Source organism: Flavobacterium pygoscelis (assembly GCF_023162025.1).
Taxonomy (GTDB): domain Bacteria; phylum Bacteroidota; class Bacteroidia; order Flavobacteriales; family Flavobacteriaceae; genus Flavobacterium; species Flavobacterium pygoscelis.
In genome coordinates, this window is record NZ_JALNUB010000001.1 from 372978 (window position 1) to 390603 (window position 17626).

Sequence of the window (17626 nt, forward strand, 5' to 3'; positions counted from 1 at the left end):
TTTTGTTTAATGTTTTACAAAGAGAAACTCTCTCCGCATCCACAAGTTCTGTTGGCATTCGGATTGTTAAAAACGAATCCTTTGCCATTTATTCCTCCTGAAAATTCTAAAATTGTTCCAGCCAAGTATAGAAAAGATTTTTTTTCTACAGCTATGGTTATGTCGTTGTCAATGAAAATCTTATCATCTTCATTTTTGGTTTTATCAAATTTCAAATCATAAGACAATCCAGAACATCCGCCGCTTTTTACACCAACTCTCACGTAGTCTGTTGCAGCATCAAAACCATCATCTGACATTAGATCGATGATTTTTTTTCTTGCAGTGTCAGAAACTTTTATCATAAGTTCGTTTTTATTTGTTTTTATAAGTTCTGTAGCTCAAAAAATCAATTTAGTTCGATTTTTTAATTTACTATCGCACCTTATATTGATTTTGTCTAAATTAAGCACAAAGATAGTATATAAAATGCTTTTTCCATAACGGATAACATTTTTATAACTAATCATCAAATAGAAAAAAGTTATTTGTAAGGGCGAATCGGATTTGAATTCCTTAACTTTGAATTCTTTCAAAATTTACAACATACATGAAATTATATCCTATAGAAACCGGAAATTTTAAATTGGACGGTGGCGCTATGTTTGGAGTGGTGCCTAAAACGATTTGGAATAAAACAAATCCAGCAGATGAAAACAATTTAATTGATATTGCCGCTCGCTGTTTGTTAATTGAAGATGGTAATAAACTGATTCTGATAGATACTGGAATGGGTAACAAACAATCGGAAAAGTTCTTTGGTTATTATTCTCTTTGGGGAAGCCATTCGATGGATAAGTCTTTAGCAAAATACGGTTTTCACCGAGATGATATTACCGATGTTTTTATGACGCATTTGCATTTTGACCACTGTGGAGGAAGCGTACAATGGAACTCAGCTAAGACAGGTTATGAACCTGCTTTTAAAAATGCTAAATTCTGGAGCAATAAAAGCCATTGGGAATGGGCTACAAAACCAAACCCGAGAGAGAAAGCCTCTTTTTTGTCTGAGAATATTTTGCCAATGCAAGAAAGTGGACAGTTGCATTTTATTGAGAAACCAGAAGGAGATTTTCTAGCGGAATCAGAACTTGGTTTTGGTATTTTCTTTGCCGACGGACATACTGAAAAACAGATGATTCCGCATATAAAATATAAAGATAAAACTATCGCTTTTTGTGCTGATTTATTGGCTACAGCAGGGCATATTCCTATACCTTATGTAATGGGTTATGATACGCGACCTTTATTAACCATGCCAGAGAAAACAAAATTTCTTACTGCGGCTGCAGATAATAATTATTTTTTATTCTTAGAGCATGATGCACACAATGAAATTATAACAGTTCAGCACACCGAAAAAGGCGTTCGATTAAACGAGGTTTTTAGCTGCGAAGAAGTCTTAATGTAGTGTTAATAAGAGTTGACGTTGTAACAAAAAAAATTATTTTAGACAAATATTTCAAAAATTAAATAGAAACGAAATGAATACCATTAAACCCATTTACATATCTGCCTTCGCTTTATTAATTTTGGCAGGATGTGGTACAACAAAACAGGTTGTAAAAACTACTGATCATGTTGCTATAACTGCTCCTTTAAATGTTCATAAAAAGGCACCATTAACCGAAATGCAACTAAAACGATGGAGTCATTTAGATATCGTAAACGATACCATTCCTGGTATGAGTGTAGATAGAGCTTATGCTGAATTATTAAAAGATAAAAAAGGAGTGCCTGTAATTGTTGGAATTGTAGATTCAGGTGTAGATATTGAGCACGAAGATCTTAAATCAGTACTTTGGACTAATACTAAAGAAATTCCTGGTAACGGAATAGACGATGATAATAATGGTTATATAGATGACATTCACGGTTGGAATTTTCTGGGTGACATCACTAAGGAAAATTTAGAATACGAAAGGATTATAAAAGATAAAAGCATAGCAGATGATGCAACTTATCAAGCAGCAAAAGCAACGAATGATAAAAAAGTTGCTGAAGCAGTTATGGGTAAATCTCGTTTAGAAGAAATGCTAGCTGCTATAAAAGAAGGTGATGCCGTTTTGGTAAAACATTTTGGTAAACCTGTATATACTATTGAAGATGTTAAAGCAATAACTTCAAAAGATGCTGCAGTAGAAAAAAGCAAAACAGTCATGCAAAGAATGCTTTCTTTTGGTTTGCCTGTGGCTGAATTAAAAGAGGCAATCGAAAAAGATCTTGAGGATTCTAAAGCACTAGTTAGTGGAGAAAATCTTAAAACAGATTACCGTAAAGTGTTAGGAGATAATCCAAACGATATTAAAGATGTGAAATACGGAAACAATAATGTAATGGGTCCAGACAAGAAAGAAATTCTTCATGGTACGCACGTTGCAGGTATTGTAGCTCAAAGTAGACACAATGATTTAGGTGGAGATGGTGTTGCTAATAATGTTCAAATTCTTACTGTTCGTGCAGTGCCAGATGGTGATGAGTACGATAAAGATATTGCTTTAGGGATTCGTTATGCAGTAGATAATGGAGCTAAAGTAATTAATGGAAGTTTTGGAAAAAGTTTTTCTCCGCACAAACAATGGGTTTATGACGCTATAAAATATGCAGAATCAAAAGATGTATTGTTTGTTCATGCAGCTGGTAATGACGCAAAAGATATTGATTATGCAGATAATTATCCAACAGACGCAGATGATAAAAAAACGGAATATGCAGATAATGTAATCACTATTGGAGCTTTAAATTATGAATACGGTGATAAAGTAGTGGCTCGTTTTTCTAATATCGGAAAAATAAATGTAGACGTTTTTGCACCAGGAGTACAAATTTATGCTACTACGCCAAACAATACTTACCAGTATTTACAAGGAACTTCAATGGCTGCACCTAATGTTGCTGGTGTTGCTGCATTGATCCGTTCTTATTATCCAAAATTATCAGCAAAACAAGTAAAACAAATTTTGATGGATTCTGGAGTGGCTATTACAACTAATGTAATTGTAGGAGGAAAAGCTAATGACACTCGTCCTTTTACGGTTTTATCTAAATCAGGGAAAATTGTAAATGCCTATAATGCTTTATTGATGGCAGAAAAAATGTCTAAATAACACTAATAGTTAAATCATTCACTTAATGGAAGGGCAATTTGTCCTTCCATTTATATTTTAATTTAATATGAAAAAAATAATAGTATTCGCATTTCTTACTCTAAGTTTTGGAACTGCATTCGCTCAGAATAATGCCTATTGGCAGCAACACGTTGATTACAAAATGGACGTGACAATGGATGTTAAAAATTATAAATACAACGGGAAACAAGAGTTAGTCTACACCAATAACTCATCGGATACTTTAAAGAAAGTTTATTATCACTTGTACAATAATGCTTTTCAACCGGGAAGCGAAATGGATGCCAGAGTGCAAACCATAAAAGATCCGGATGCAAGAATGGTAAATAAAATAAAAGTAGATGGAAAAGACGTTAAAGAAAGCCGAATCAAAACTTTAAAACCAAATGAAATAGGGTATTTGAACATTACTAATTTCAAACAAGATGGTGTAACAGCTGCAACAAAAACGGCAGGGACAATTCTTGAAGTTACTTTGGCTAAACCAATTTTACCTAATACAAAAACTACTTTTACATTAGATTTTGCTGGTCAAGTTCCCGTTCAAATTCGTCGTTCTGGAAGAAACAATGTTGAAGGTGTCGAGTTGTCAATGGCGCAATGGTATCCAAAAATGGCCGAATTTGATTTTGAAGGTTGGCACGCAGATCCTTATATAGCGAGAGAATTTCATGGGGTTTGGGGAAATTTTGATGTAAAAATCACCATTGACAAAGATTATGTTTTAGGTGGAACAGGATATTTACAAAACAAAAACGAAATAGGACACGGATATCAAGACGCTGGAGTTATAGTATCTATTCCTAAGAAAACAAAGACTTTAACTTGGCATTTTAATGCACCAATGGTTCATGATTTTACTTGGGCTGCAGATAAAGAGTATATTCACGATGTAGTAAAAGGACCAAATAATGTTGATTTGCATTTTCTTTACAAGAACAACCCGAAATACATTCAAAATTGGAAAAATTTGCAACCAAAAACGGTTGAGTTAATGAATGTTTACAATCAAACAGTTGGAGATTATCCATACAAACAGTATTCAGTGATTCAAGGTGGCGATGGCGGAATGGAATATGCCATGTGTACTTTAATCTTAGGACAAGGTACTTTTGAAGGTTTACTTGGAGTAGCTGCTCATGAAATGGCACACTCTTGGTTTCAGCACGTTTTAGCTTCTAACGAATTAAAGCACGGATGGATGGATGAAGGATTTACTTCATTCCTTGAAGATTTTGGATCTAATGAAATAGCAGATAAAAAAGTAGAAAATCCATTTGCAGGAGCGTATAAAAATTATTATTCGATGGCAAATTCAGGTAAGGAATTGCCACAGACAACTCATGCTGATCGCTTTGATGAAAATCGAGTTTACAGTATTACCTCTTATAGTAAAGGAGAAGTTTTCTTAGCACAATTAATTTATTTGGTTGGGAAAGAAAATCTCATGAAAACTTTAAAGAAATATTATAGTGATTTCAAATTTAAGCATCCTACTCCAAATGATATTAAAAGATCTGCAGAAAGAGTTTCTGGTGCAAATTTAGATTGGTATTTGACAGATTGGACAAAAACGACCAATACTATAGATTATGGTATAAAATCAGTTGAAGAAAACGGAGATCAAACGAAAATTAGTCTGGAAAGAATCGGTAGAATGGCTATGCCAATAGATCTTTTAGTAGAATATACAGATGGAACAATGGAGAGTTTTTATATTCCCTTGCGAATGATGAATTTTGAAAAAGAAAATCCAACGCCAGCAATTAAGAGAACGGTTCTTTCTGATTGGGCTTGGGCGTTTCCTACCAAAGAATTTACCATTGCAAAAGCAAAGAGTTCAATTAAGAAAATTACTATAGACCCAAGTGGTTTAATGGCGGATGTAAAACAAGAAAATAATGTTTACAAACAATAAAAATTTTCTAAAAATTCAAGATTGATTTATGGACATTAAATTTAATGAAGCAGACAAAACTCTCGAAATAAAAGATGGACTAAGAAAAAATGTATTTTTAATCAAGTTTCTAATGATTTTAAATTTGATTAATTCTGTCCTAAATTTATCTGATTTGAATAGTGGTAACTTTGGATTTATAAAAATAATCTGGGCCATTTTAGGAGCTATATCAATTGTAATTCTGTATAAGTTTATTGTAAAAAAATCCTCTTTAGAGAAAGTTCCTATCGATCAAATAAAAGGATTAAAGGAACGAATTTTCATGGGTCGAAAGAAATACTTTTTAGAATTGAATAACGGTAAAAACCGGGATCTTTTAGAGGTGAAATCAGAATCAGATTTTAAGCAATTGAAAAAGATGCTTCAAAAAAATGATATACAAGTTTAAATGTAAAAGGGTGCAAATATTTATTTGCACCCTTTTTTATTTATTGTAAATACCAGAGCTATCTTCTAAATTTAAAATAATCAGAAAGAGCATGTTTCTTGTTTTTTAGCATTTTAGAGACTAACTCCATTCCAATTACGGAGAAAGTAATTCCATTTCCGCCAAAACCTAAAACAAAATAGGTGCTTTTAAAATTTGGATGTTCTCCTATATAAGGCAATCCATCTTTGGTCTCGCCAAATGTTCCTGCCCAAACAAAATCCATGCGAAAGTCATAATTTGGTAAAATTTTGTTTAAATACTTCGTCAATTTTGTTGCCTTATCAGTAAGTAGTGAATCCCTTTTATGTGCATCTACAAATTCTTCGTCTTCACCGCCAATCAGCAACCGGTTGTCATCGGTAGTTCGCATATAAATGTAGGGCTCTGCAGTATTCCAAAAAAGAGTATTAGAAAGATGAGATTGATCATCTTCGAATCTCTCACCTACCATTGCATAAGTAGATAAAAGCTTCACGAAATCATCTTTAATGATCTCGGTACTTTCAAAACCATTGCAATAAATTAGTTTCTTAGCCTTAATTGTAGTGCCATGTTCTGTTAAAACTTCAACTCCAGTTTCAAGATAAGTTACTTTTTTGATGTCTGTTTTATCAAATATCTTTAATCCTTTTTTATGATTAAAGGCTAAAATATCATGAGCTAATTTAAACGCATCAATACTTCCTCCTTGTTCAGAAAGGATGCCTCCATATGAATTTTTAATTTGAAATTGACTATCAATCTCATCAGCTTCAAGCCACTTAACGGGCATTCCAATGTTTTTTCGGGCCTCAAATTCTTTTTTTAATCCAGCAACATCTTTTTTGAAAGCCGCAAAATAAAGGGATTCTTTTTTCTTAAAACCACAATCAGATTTTATGTCTTTAACAATTTGCTCTAAGGCATCAATAGATTTATAACACGCCCAATAACTTTCTTCGGCAGCTTTTTTACCAATTTGATCTGTAAGTTGATAAAGCGGAATGTCAATCTCATATTGAAGCATTGATGTTGTAGCTGATGTACTACCATGCCCAATTTCTCTGCGATCTATTAAAGTAGTTTTATAGCCGTCTTTTATGCATTGATGGGCAATTAGACTTCCTGTAATTCCGCCACCTACAATTAAAACTTCAGTTTCTAAATCTTCTCTCAAGGAAGGATAGGAATTGATTATTCCATTTTTTACTAACCAAAAAGGTTCACTAGATTTTAGTTTCATAAAGCTTCTTTTTTATCAAATTTAGTAAAAAAAATCTTTTTAATAAATTACATAATGATAGAATAAGAGATTGAATTAAAAAAAATGAGCTTATAAAAATCAGATTTTTGTCTAATTTTTATAAGCTCAACTGCCAAAATATTATAAATATTATTTTTTAGGTTCACTAAGGTTTTCCAACATATCCGTTGTCATGGTTTCCAAATCAAATTTGTGTTTCTAGTTTCAATCTTTTCTAGCTTCAGCATCATCAATACTGGCAGGCCAGCTGTCCGCAATTTTTTGACGGAAGGAAGTTTTTTATCTTTTGAATTAACTAAATAATTGTAAAACATAACTTACTTTAAATTATTATTTAGTATTTTCGTTAAAACATAAACTAAATACTATTGACTTATAACCAAGATATTAAGCATGAAAAAGAAAATTATCCCCTCCCCCCTTCTTTAATTTAAGAAATATCTTAAAAAAGTGAATTATATATTTTTAAAGCTTCTATTTTAAAATTTATGCTAGCGGTAGGCAAATTTGGGATTATATGTACACCACTTGTTCTTGTGAAAAAAACATCTATAGAGTAAGCACTTGCGGAATAGAAGGTGGAGGAGCAGGTGGAAATGGAGAAACACCAAGTTTTCCTCAATTTCCCACTGAGAATCAAATTATTGATTTTTTATCGCCTGAAGGTAAATTCATTAGATACCAATTTATAAATAATATTTGGAAAATAGTGCTCATAAATCTTGCTGATGTTATTGTTAAATCAAAACCGGCAAAATATTCGTTTTTAATTTTTAATTATCCTGTTAATCAGCAAAAAGTTTATAACGATGGAATGGTTTATACATTTGAGTCTGAAATAAATACATGGAGTGGGGTTATAGCTACAGATGAGTTAACAGCACAAGCTATTGAAGACCAAATTGATGATAGCAAACTCGATCCTTGTACGAAAGCAGTTTTAGATAAATTGAAAAAACTAACACAAAGTGATATTGCAGATATATTTAAAAAGCTTGGAAAAACTTCAACTGTTTATAATCTAACTTACGAAATAAAACCTAACAATGGTAATCCAGGTTCAACTAAACAAACCGCTCCAAATAATTATTCTACTACATTGGATAGCGATTTTTTATATGGTATAGATGGAACAGGTATAAATAAGCCTCCCACAAATCTTGCAATTGCAGCAGTAATGATTCATGAGATGGTTCATACTTATTTTTTTAGTCTATTTGATGATAACAAAAATAATGGAGTTCCCAAAGCACTTGACAATTTTGATATTTTATACAGTAAATATGTGTCAAACCAATATGTAGGGGCAGATGATGCTCAACACGCCCAAATCTGGAAAAGTTTTATTAAAATTATGGCATCTTCATTACAAGAATTTAACACTGGAATACCGACCGATTCTCTTACTCAGTTTTATCAAGATATTATGATGGGGACTTTGATGACTACTAATATTTTTAAAAGTAAATACAATGAAGGTAGTGCTGAGTATAATAGAATTAAAAACAATTATATCACTGAAAAAAATAATGGTAGTAATGACCCTAGTTATTCTCCAAAAGGAAAACCTTGTCAATAAATCGAAATCATGAAAAAAACGATAATTGCAGTTTTTATAACGTTATTTATTTCGTGCTCCTCTACAAAAGTTGAAAAAGAAATTATAAACGATTTTATAAAAAATCAATTTATAAATGATAAATATAGTAACATTTTAGTTGAAGAGGCTTTGCCCAGAACAATGGCCCTACAGTACTATGAAAATGCTTATAATCAAAGAAATCTTTATGACGGGGTAAAGAGTTTTATGCCCAACGGAGCTCCTCCATATTCGTGGGAGATTGATTCAGTTGAAATCGCTACATTAAAACAGAAATATAAGAATGACAAATTATCCTATAAGTGGAAAAAATCTGATTTTATTAACCATAACTTTAAAATTTTCCCCTACGAAACTTTACGTAAGCGCGGAAGTAGTGAATTAGGAGGGTACGGTTTTTATATGTCGCAACCATTAATTACTTTAGACCAAAAACATGCCTTTCTATTTTATCGATCTTTTGCTATTGAAATAGGATTTAGCACAGAAAAAGCTATATTATTAAAAAAGGTAAACGGTATTTGGGTAGAATCCTATCATTATAATAATGTCAGTGAAATTAATTAATTCTTTATAACTTCTTTGATGACGACTTTATTGACAAAAAATGACCAAAATCTATACAAAGAATCACAAACAACAACAGTATTCATACAATACCACTCTGTTTGTCAAGAGGTTAATTGTAATGATTTCTCCGTGAGAGGACAGTGTTTTAAAGCACAAGGAAACAGGAGAATAGAAATTAATCATAATCTTCAAAAACTTAAAACCAAAGCAAGAGAAAATTTAAAAATTGAATTAGGAAAGGAAATTTATTCTAAAAGATGTATTTAACCAGAACCTGTTTTTGGAAGTATTGAGCAAAACAAAGGATTTAAAAGATTTACCTTAACCAAAATAACCAAAATAACCAAAGTAAACATTGAATTTGGATTGATTGCCATTGCTCACAATTTTTCTAAATGGATAGCAAAAGTATGGTCACAGAATTTTAAACCATTTTTTAACTTTACTAACCAACTCACTAATCTTTTAAGACAATTTTTGATACCAAATTTAGAATATTCTAAAAATTATTTAGAAATCAAAACTTATAAATAAAAAAAAGAGGCTGTTTTTTCGGACAGCCTCTTTTTTGTGACACTTAAGTTTTTACTTTAAATGTTCTAGCATATCCGTTGTCATGGTTTCCAAATCAAATTTGTGTTTCCAATTCCAATCTTTTCTAGCTTCAGCGTCATCAATACTTGCCGGCCAGCTATCCGCAATTTTTTGACGGAAATCAGGTTCGTATGTGATAGTGAACTCAGGTATATGTTTTTTTATTTCAGCAGCAATTTCTGTTGGCGTAAAGCTCATTGCAGCTAAGTTATAGGAAGAACGAATTTTTATTTCTTCCACTGGCGCTTGCATAATCTGAATCGTTGCAGCAATTGCATCGTCCATATACATCATTGGCATTTTAGTTTCAGAAGATAAAAAACATTCATATGTTTTATCAGAAAGTGCTTTATGGAAAATATCCACCGCATAATCAGTAGTTCCGCCACCAGGAGGCGATGACCAGCTGATTAAGCCAGGATAACGAATGCTTCGCACATCGACGCCAAAAATATTATGATAGTATTCACACCATCTTTCACCAGCTTGTTTACTGATTCCGTAAACTGTAGAAGGTTCCATAACGGTATATTGAGGCGTATTTTCTTTTGGAGTAGTTGGACCAAAAACGGCAATACTAGAAGGCCAGAATATTTTTTTAATTTTTCCAGCTTTGGCTAAATTTAAAACATGAAATAAAGAATTCATATTCAAATCCCACGCAAATGCAGGGTTTTTTTCGGCTGTAGCCGATAATAAGGCAGCCATTAGATAAATTTCATCTATTTGATGCAATTCTACAAGGTGCTCAATTTGATTGAAATCTAATGCGTTTACTACTTCAAAAGGACCGGAATTAACAACATCGGTATTCAGTTTCCTGATATCTGATGCAATTACATTTTCGGTTCCATATATCTCACGTAATTTATGGGTAAGTTCTGTCCCAATTTGTCCGCAAGCGCCGATAATCAATATTTTAGTACTCATTTTGTCTATTTTGAATGACAAATATAATGTTTTCGTAGATATCTTTATTTTCAAGAAAAGATTTATAAATTCACAAATCGAATAGTAATCACGAACTTTCTCTCTTAATTTTCACTCGTTTAGTCATAAAAAAAGCGATATTAATATTAGATTGTTATTCCTAGATGTGAATTCGTAATTGTAAATTTACTTTGTAACTTTGTGTTTTAATTCAAATCGAAATGATAAATAAAATAGCAATCTTCTTTTTTTTGGTTTTCATTTTTTCTTCTTGTCAAAATGACGATCAAAAACGAATTGCAGAAAACAATAAAGAGATTCAGAGAAAGGAAGTTCAATTTAAAAACATTGAAAAAAGTTGGGTTTTTTATGATACTCCGATAACAGAAGCTTCTGAAAAAAGCATGGCTAATTGGAACGAATGGCGCCTTTTTTTGAATGAATTAGCTCAAAAGCCCAAAAAAACACTCGGTGCTTTTCAACAAAAATCAAAAGTGCTAACTACAAAAGTCATGGCTTTAAACAATAATATTCCTGCTGAATTTAATATCCCTCCTATAAAAAGTAGAATTTCTACTGTATTAGCTAAAGTACAAATGCTGAATCTATATATTAATTTAGATGTGATACCAGAAAAAAAAGTGGCTAGTATTATTGCAGAAATCAATACAGAACTAGTTTCCTTGCAGAGACAAATGGAAAAAACGATTGATAAAAGTAAGATTCCAGTCGAAGTAGGCGAATCTGATTTATTAAAAATGATGGATGCTTCGCGAGCTATTCCAAACACACCAATTACAGATCCAAACACACCTAGAGTTGAGTAAAACAGTCTTATATAATACCTACGATAATTCTCCAAAAACACAGCAAATAGCTGCTAGTTTGCTAGAAAATAATCAAGTAAAAATGCATCTTTCTGGTTTGATAGGATCAGCATTTTCATTTGTAATTCGCTCTATTTTTAAAAAAGCAGAACTTCCTTTTCTAATAGTTTTAAACAATAAGGAGGAAGCTGCCTATTATCTGAACGATTTAGAACAAATGATTGGCGATCAGGATGTACTTTTTTATCCGGGATCCTTTCGCCGTCCGTACCAAATCGAGGAAACGGACAATGCGAATGTTTTGCTTCGTGCCGAAGTTTTAAATCGTATTAATTCGCGAAAAAAACCAGCTATTATTGTTACTTATCCCGAAGCACTTTTTGAAAAAGTGGTGACTCGAAAAGAATTGGATAAAAACACCTTGAAAGTAGCTATTGGCGATAAAATTTCTATCGATTTTATCAATGAAGTTTTATTTGAATATGAATTTAAGAGAGTCGATTTTATTACAGAACCCGGCGAATTCTCCGTTCGTGGAGGAATTGTAGATGTTTTTTCTTTTTCAAATGATAATCCGTACCGAATAGAATTTTTTGGCGATGAAGTAGAAAGCATTCGTAGTTTTGATGTTGCTACACAATTATCCATTGAAACGCAAAAGAAAATTACTATAATTCCCAATGTTGAAAACAAAGTTTTTCAGGAAAATAGAGAGAGTTTCTTAGATTACATTTCGGAGAAAACAGTAATTTTTATCCAAAACACCGAAGATTTTTTATCGCAATTAGACAAACAATTTGCAAAGGCAGAAGAAGCTTTTTCTAAATTATCTCAAGAAATAAAACGCTCTACACCAGACCAATTGTTCTTGAATCAAGCTTCTTTTATAAAACGAGCTTTGGATTTTTCTGTTGTTGAGGTGAGTTCTAAACCTATTTTTAGAACTACTAAAAAATTCGAATACCACATTCAGCCGCAACCCTCCTTCAACAAACAATTTGATTTATTATTGAATAATTTGAGTGAAAACCATTTCAATGGCTATAAGAATTATTTGTTCTGTTCGAATGAAGCGCAAGCAAAGCGATTTCACGATATTTTCGAAACTTTAGACGAAGCCAATTCTGAGAACATCCGCAAGCAATATCATACCGTTGTTCTGCCTTTGTACCAAGGATTTGTTGATGAAGAAAACCAAATTACTTGTTATACGGATCATCAAATTTTTGAGCGCTACCATAAATTTAATATCAAAAGTGGCTATTCAAAAAAACAAAATATCACTTTAAAAGAGCTTACGACTTTATCCGTAGGTGATTATGTAACGCATATTGATCATGGAATAGGGCGTTTTGGTGGCTTGCAAAAAATACAAGTAGAAGGTAAAACGCAAGAAGCCATCAAATTGGTTTATGCTGATAATGATATTGTGTACGTGAGTATTCATTCGCTTCACAAAATTTCGAAATACAACGGAAAAGATGGAGCGCCACCTAAAATATATAAGTTAGGTTCGAATGCTTGGAAGATTTTAAAACAAAAAACCAAAGCTCGAGTTAAACACGTGGCGTTTAATTTGATTCAACTCTATGCTAAAAGACGCTTGGATAAAGGATTTCAGTTTGCACCAGACAGTTATTTGCAAAACGAATTAGAAAGTTCGTTTATCTATGAAGATACGCCAGACCAAACCAAATCAACTGCTGAAGTAAAAGCCGATATGGAAAGTGATCGCCCGATGGATCGCTTAGTTTGTGGTGATGTAGGATTTGGTAAAACCGAAGTGGCAATTCGCGCTGCTTTTAAAGCAGTTGATAATAGCAAACAAGTTGCCATTTTAGTCCCAACGACTATTTTGGCGTATCAACATTACAGAACTTTTACCGAAAGGTTGAAAGATATGCCGGTTTCAATTGGTTACTTAAACCGATTTAGAACGGCGAAACAAAAAGCTGAAACCTTAAAAGATTTAGCCGACGGAAAACTCGACATTGTTATTGGCACACACCAGTTAGTGAACAAAAATGTAGTTTTTAAAGACTTGGGATTGTTGATTGTTGATGAGGAACAGAAATTTGGTGTCAACGTAAAAGATAAATTAAAAACGATTGCTGCTAATGTTGATACGTTGACATTGACTGCTACGCCAATTCCGAGAACTTTACAGTTTTCATTAATGGCGGCTCGTGATTTGTCAGTAATTACAACTCCGCCACCCAATAGATATCCTATAGAGACAAACGTTGTTGGTTTTAGCGAAGAGTTAATTCGGGATGCGATTTCGTATGAAATTCAGCGTAACGGTCAGGTTTTCTTTATCAATAACAGAATCGAAAATATAAAAGAAGTTGCTGGAATGATTCAGCGTTTGGTCCCTAATGCCCGAGTGGGAATTGGTCACGGACAAATGGATGGAAAAAAACTGGAAGAGTTGATGTTGGCTTTCATGAACGGTGAATTTGATGTCTTAGTGGCTACCACAATAATTGAAAGTGGATTGGACGTTCCTAATGCAAACACGATTTTTATTAATAATGCTAATAATTTTGGTTTGTCTGATTTGCATCAAATGCGTGGTCGAGTAGGTCGTAGTAACAAGAAAGCATTTTGTTATTTTATTTGTCCGCCATATTCTGCGATGACAGATGATGCTAGAAAGAGAATTCAAGCTTTGGAACAATTCAGTGAATTGGGAAGTGGTTTTAATATTGCCATGAAAGATCTTGAGATTCGAGGTGCTGGAGATTTATTAGGTGGTGAACAAAGTGGATTTATTAATGAAATAGGTTTTGATACCTATCAGAAAATTCTAAACGAAGCCATTGATGAATTGAAGGAAAATGAATTCAAGGATTTATATCCAGAAGAAAATGATATTGAAACAAAAGAATATGTAAAAGACTTGCAAATCGACACGGATTTTGAGTTATTGTTTTCTGATGAATACATCAATAATGTATCGGAACGATTGAGTTTATATAATGAATTAGGAGCGGTAAAAAACGAAGAAGAATTGATTGTTTTTCAAAATAAATTGATTGACCGTTTTGGTCCGATGCCGCCACGAGCAAAAGCTTTGATGAATAGTATTCGCATCAAATGGATCGCAACTCGATTAGGAATTGAGAAATTAGTAATGAAGAAAGGAAAAATGATTGGTTATTTTGTATCCGATCAGCAATCCGATTATTACCAATCGAAGCGATTTACTAATATGTTACAATTCGTTCAAAAGAATAGTGCGATTTGTAAAATAAAAGAAAAAGAAACCCCAACAGGTTTAAAGCTTTTATTAACTTTTGAAAATGTTAAGAATACAAGGACTGCTTTAGAATATATGGAAATGTTGGGAGGGAAATAATAATTTAGTGTTTAAAGCTTCCAGCCTTTCTAAGGCTGGAAGCTTTAAATTTATTTATTCTATAATCAAATCTTCGATTTCACCTAAATCCTGATCAATACTATGACAATAAATAAAGTTTTCCAAATCATGAAAAGTTTCAATTACTTTTTCTCTTTGTAATTTGGTTGTTTTTTTTGATATAACAGTACCGTACGAAGTCCAAGGATATTCAATTATCGTTTCTGTAAACTTATGATGCACAGGATTATTATGAATATAAAAAATAAGTTTTTGGAAATAAGCATCAGAACTAACTAATTTTCTCCTAAAATTTTTCTCAAATAAACTACCAGTTCTTTTATATCGTTTATTCATTGCTAAGGTATAAGCATTAAATAAGTTCGAAAACTGTTTTGAAGCGCTTATGGCTTTCGGTTTATCAGTAGAGGAATATTCTAATGTTGAAACATCAATTTCGTCGATTTCTTTTATATAAACCAGAATATGGAAATGATTCCTCATTAAACACCAAGCATAAGTTTCTGCTATTGGATCAATATATTTTGTGTACAATCTTAAAAAATGATTGTAATTTTGGGTTTCAAAAAACAAATCAATACCATTATTGCCTCTATTATAAATGTGATAATATCTACCGTTTTGTAGAGGAATTGGATTCATAAGAGTTTATTTTTCGAAAGCTTCCAGCCTTTCAAAGGCTGGAAGCTTTATAATTAAATGTCATTAATTCTTCAAATCCTTTATCACTTTAAATGCCACATCAACTTGCTCTTCACTCACTAAAATCGTAAACTCATTAGAAGTGGAAATAACCTCGTTTATTATAATTCCTTCCCAAGCCAAACGCTGAAAAATGAAGTAATAAATACCAGGGACAACAATATTTTCTTTAGGTAATTTTACCGTTATCGAGGCTAGATTGTCCAGTTTTTGAATCAATTTTTCACCAGCAAAGTGTTTGTCAACCAAATGATTAACGCTATTGCTTACGACAATGTTGGTTTCATTTACTCCTCTTGAAGAAGTGTAAAAAATGTCAGGAAAAGAGTTAATATCTGTAATTAAATCGGCTTGTTTGTTTAAAACAGTATCAGATGCTGCAAAAGTATAATCAGTCAAGGCAGAACGAACGGTTATTTCTCCGATGTTTTTGATGACTTTATTAATTTTATGATTTAATCGAAAATCTAGTTCTTCTGTAAGTCTTTTTAAAGCCATTACAACAGCACCTTGTTTTACTTCTTTGCCAAAATCATTTTCCAATTCGGTCATTATATTTCTTGATAATGAGGTCAAATTGATAATACCAAGTGATAAGGCATTCAATAAAAAAGGCTTGGTTTTAATGTAGTTTTCTACAATGGAAGATACCGTTTTCATAAGGAACTATTTTTTTATTTAAAGTAAAAATGCTTTTGCTCCGAAGTGAAACAAAACGCAAATATAAATAAAAAAACAATTTGTTACAAATATAACATTAGCAAAAGCCTTTAAAAGTAATAAAAAGCATCGATAAGATGCTCAATAACAAAAGATTTGTCTTCTTTGTGAATGGCAATGATATCGAAACGAACTTCGAGGTCGATATTTTTTTGGTTTACAAAAGCATCAACAGCTTTAACGAGAAGTTGTATTTTTTTGGGTTTAACAAAATCTTGTGGGAGACCAAAATCTAAGGATGATCTCGTTTTAACTTCGACTATGGCAAGTATATTTTCTTTTTGTGCAATAATATCAATCTCTGCTTTTTGAAAAGTCCAATTGGTTTCTAAAATAGTGTACCCTTCTTTGGTTAAAAATTCAACAGCCATTTCTTCCCCTAATTTACCAAGTTCGTTGTGTTCAGCCATTTATTTCAATTTACAGTTTTAGTTGTTAGTGTTCAATCAAAAATTAATTAAGGAAATCATTCGTAATTAATCTAAAATACGCAATCTAAAAATCAATTAATGATGTTTCTATTATAAAATCTGAAATCGTTAATCAGCAATCTGAAATGTAAATCGTAGCTATTCAAATACCACAGTACTCAATTTATTATTTACTTCAAGACTCACTTTATTCCCTAAAATCAAGGCTCTATTGTCTTGAATGTGTCCTGCAGGAAAATTATATAACACTGGAATATTGTATTTTTTGGTAACATCATCAATAATTTCAACAGCATTTTTCCCCCAAGGAATGTCGTTATCTTTCATTTTTGTCATCGATCCTACAATAATTCCTTTGATACTTTCTAAACAACCATTGCGCTTTAAGTTCATCATCATTCGATCTATATGATATAAATATTCATCTAAATCTTCTATAAATAAAATTTTATCAGAACAATCAATGGCTGATGGAGAGCCAAAAAGGCTGTATAAAATAGATAAATTTCCACCTACTAATTCTCCTGAAGCTTTGCCAAGTCTGTTCATGGCAAAAGGTTGTACCTCATAACTTAACTTTTCTCCAAATAAAGCAGTTCGTAAAGTTTCGATGGCTGCGGGTGTTGCTCTAGCAACAGTTACTGGCATAATACCATGAATAGATTTAAATCCCATGGTATTCAAATGATTGTGTAAAGCTGTAACATCGCTAAAACCGATAAGCCATTTTGGCTGCTGTTTAAACTTTGTAAAATCTAGTAAATCAATGATTCTAACTGTGCCATAACCCCCTTTTACACACCAAATTGCTTTTATATTTGGATCGTCCATCTGTTGCTGAAAATCAGCAGCTCGTTCTGCATCCGTCCCTGCCAATTGATTATTGTCTAAGCCAATTGTACTACCAATTACTACATTAAGTCCCCAGCTTTTTAATAAATCAATTGCGGGTTTTAAATTATCATCTATATTTTTTCTGGCTGTTGCCAAAATAGCTACCGTATCTCCTTTTTGTAATTTTGGTGGTGTAATCATCTGTTTTTGGGCTTGACTATTAAAAGATTGTAAAA

Annotated in this window: 16 protein-coding genes; 9 read left to right on the plus strand and 7 right to left on the minus strand. The window is 32.3% G+C overall.

The window, feature by feature from the left end:
- Window positions 1-14: 14 nt before the first annotated feature.
- Window positions 15-344 carry a HesB/IscA family protein gene (locus MW871_RS01605; protein WP_188049374.1) on the minus strand — a complete coding sequence of 110 codons (330 nt, stop codon included), beginning with the start codon at window positions 342-344 and terminating at the stop codon, window positions 15-17.
- A 245-nt stretch (window positions 345-589) separates the two neighbouring features.
- On the opposite strand from MW871_RS01605, the gene MW871_RS01610 reads away from it, so the two are divergent.
- The 4 genes from MW871_RS01610 (at window position 590) to MW871_RS01625 (ending at window position 5515) form a co-directional block, all read left to right on the plus strand.
- Complete coding sequence (locus MW871_RS01610; RefSeq protein ID WP_210645330.1) at window positions 590-1450, plus strand: MBL fold metallo-hydrolase; 861 nt, start codon at window positions 590-592, stop codon at window positions 1448-1450.
- A gap of 73 nt (window positions 1451-1523) precedes the next feature.
- A complete protein-coding gene (locus tag MW871_RS01615) occupies window positions 1524-3146 on the plus strand; it encodes a S8 family peptidase (RefSeq protein WP_248427333.1) in 1623 nt (540 codons plus the stop codon).
- Between the two features lie 67 nt (window positions 3147-3213).
- Window positions 3214-5085 (plus strand): M1 family metallopeptidase, encoded by a 1872-nt coding sequence (locus tag MW871_RS01620; RefSeq protein WP_248427334.1) that lies wholly within the window; start codon window positions 3214-3216, stop codon window positions 5083-5085.
- A gap of 28 nt (window positions 5086-5113) precedes the next feature.
- Entirely contained in the window at window positions 5114-5515 is a 402-nt protein-coding gene (locus MW871_RS01625) for a hypothetical protein (protein WP_248427335.1), read from the plus strand.
- Between the two features lie 58 nt (window positions 5516-5573).
- On the opposite strand, the gene MW871_RS01630 is transcribed toward MW871_RS01625, so the two are convergent.
- Window positions 5574-6779 (minus strand): NAD(P)/FAD-dependent oxidoreductase, encoded by a 1206-nt coding sequence (locus MW871_RS01630; protein ID WP_248427336.1) that lies wholly within the window; start codon window positions 6777-6779, stop codon window positions 5574-5576.
- 538 nt (window positions 6780-7317) lie between these two features.
- Between MW871_RS01630 and MW871_RS01635 the strand changes: the two genes are divergently transcribed.
- From MW871_RS01635 to MW871_RS16385, 3 genes are read left to right on the plus strand one after another with little or no spacing between them, the layout of a single operon-like run.
- A complete protein-coding gene (locus MW871_RS01635) occupies window positions 7318-8379 on the plus strand; it encodes a hypothetical protein (RefSeq protein WP_248427337.1) in 1062 nt (353 codons plus the stop codon).
- Between the two features lie 9 nt (window positions 8380-8388).
- Window positions 8389-8967 carry a hypothetical protein gene (locus MW871_RS01640; RefSeq protein ID WP_248427338.1) on the plus strand — a complete coding sequence of 193 codons (579 nt, stop codon included), beginning with the start codon at window positions 8389-8391 and terminating at the stop codon, window positions 8965-8967.
- Window positions 8968-8985: 18 nt separating this feature from the next.
- Entirely contained in the window at window positions 8986-9237 is a 252-nt protein-coding gene (locus MW871_RS16385; RefSeq protein ID WP_248427339.1) for a transposase, read from the plus strand.
- 318 nt (window positions 9238-9555) lie between these two features.
- Here MW871_RS16385 and MW871_RS01650 read toward each other — a convergent pair whose 3' ends face one another.
- A complete protein-coding gene (locus MW871_RS01650; RefSeq protein ID WP_188049383.1) occupies window positions 9556-10494 on the minus strand; it encodes an L-threonine 3-dehydrogenase in 939 nt (312 codons plus the stop codon).
- A gap of 221 nt (window positions 10495-10715) precedes the next feature.
- On the opposite strand from MW871_RS01650, the gene MW871_RS01655 reads away from it, so the two are divergent.
- Both MW871_RS01655 and mfd read left to right on the plus strand, forming a co-directional pair.
- Complete coding sequence (locus MW871_RS01655) at window positions 10716-11321, plus strand: hypothetical protein (protein WP_248427340.1); 606 nt, start codon at window positions 10716-10718, stop codon at window positions 11319-11321.
- Window positions 11314-14682: a transcription-repair coupling factor gene (gene mfd / locus MW871_RS01660; protein WP_248427341.1), complete on the plus strand. Its 3369-nt coding sequence runs from the start codon at window positions 11314-11316 to the stop codon at window positions 14680-14682. The genes MW871_RS01655 and mfd overlap by 8 nt, the downstream gene beginning before the upstream one ends.
- Before the next feature lie 54 nt (window positions 14683-14736).
- On the opposite strand, the gene MW871_RS01665 is transcribed toward mfd, so the two are convergent.
- The 4 genes from MW871_RS01665 to MW871_RS01680 form a co-directional block, all read right to left on the minus strand.
- On the minus strand, window positions 14737-15345 hold the full coding sequence (locus MW871_RS01665) for a hypothetical protein (RefSeq protein ID WP_248427342.1): 609 nt from the start codon (window positions 15343-15345) through the stop codon (window positions 14737-14739).
- 63 nt (window positions 15346-15408) lie between these two features.
- On the minus strand, window positions 15409-16065 hold the full coding sequence (locus MW871_RS01670; RefSeq protein ID WP_188049386.1) for an aspartate kinase: 657 nt from the start codon (window positions 16063-16065) through the stop codon (window positions 15409-15411).
- Between the two features lie 110 nt (window positions 16066-16175).
- Window positions 16176-16535 (minus strand): YraN family protein, encoded by a 360-nt coding sequence (locus MW871_RS01675; RefSeq protein WP_188049387.1) that lies wholly within the window; start codon window positions 16533-16535, stop codon window positions 16176-16178.
- Window positions 16536-16694: 159 nt separating this feature from the next.
- A complete protein-coding gene (locus MW871_RS01680; protein WP_248427409.1) occupies window positions 16695-17591 on the minus strand; it encodes a S66 peptidase family protein in 897 nt (298 codons plus the stop codon).
- Between the last annotated feature and the right edge of the window lie 35 nt (window positions 17592-17626).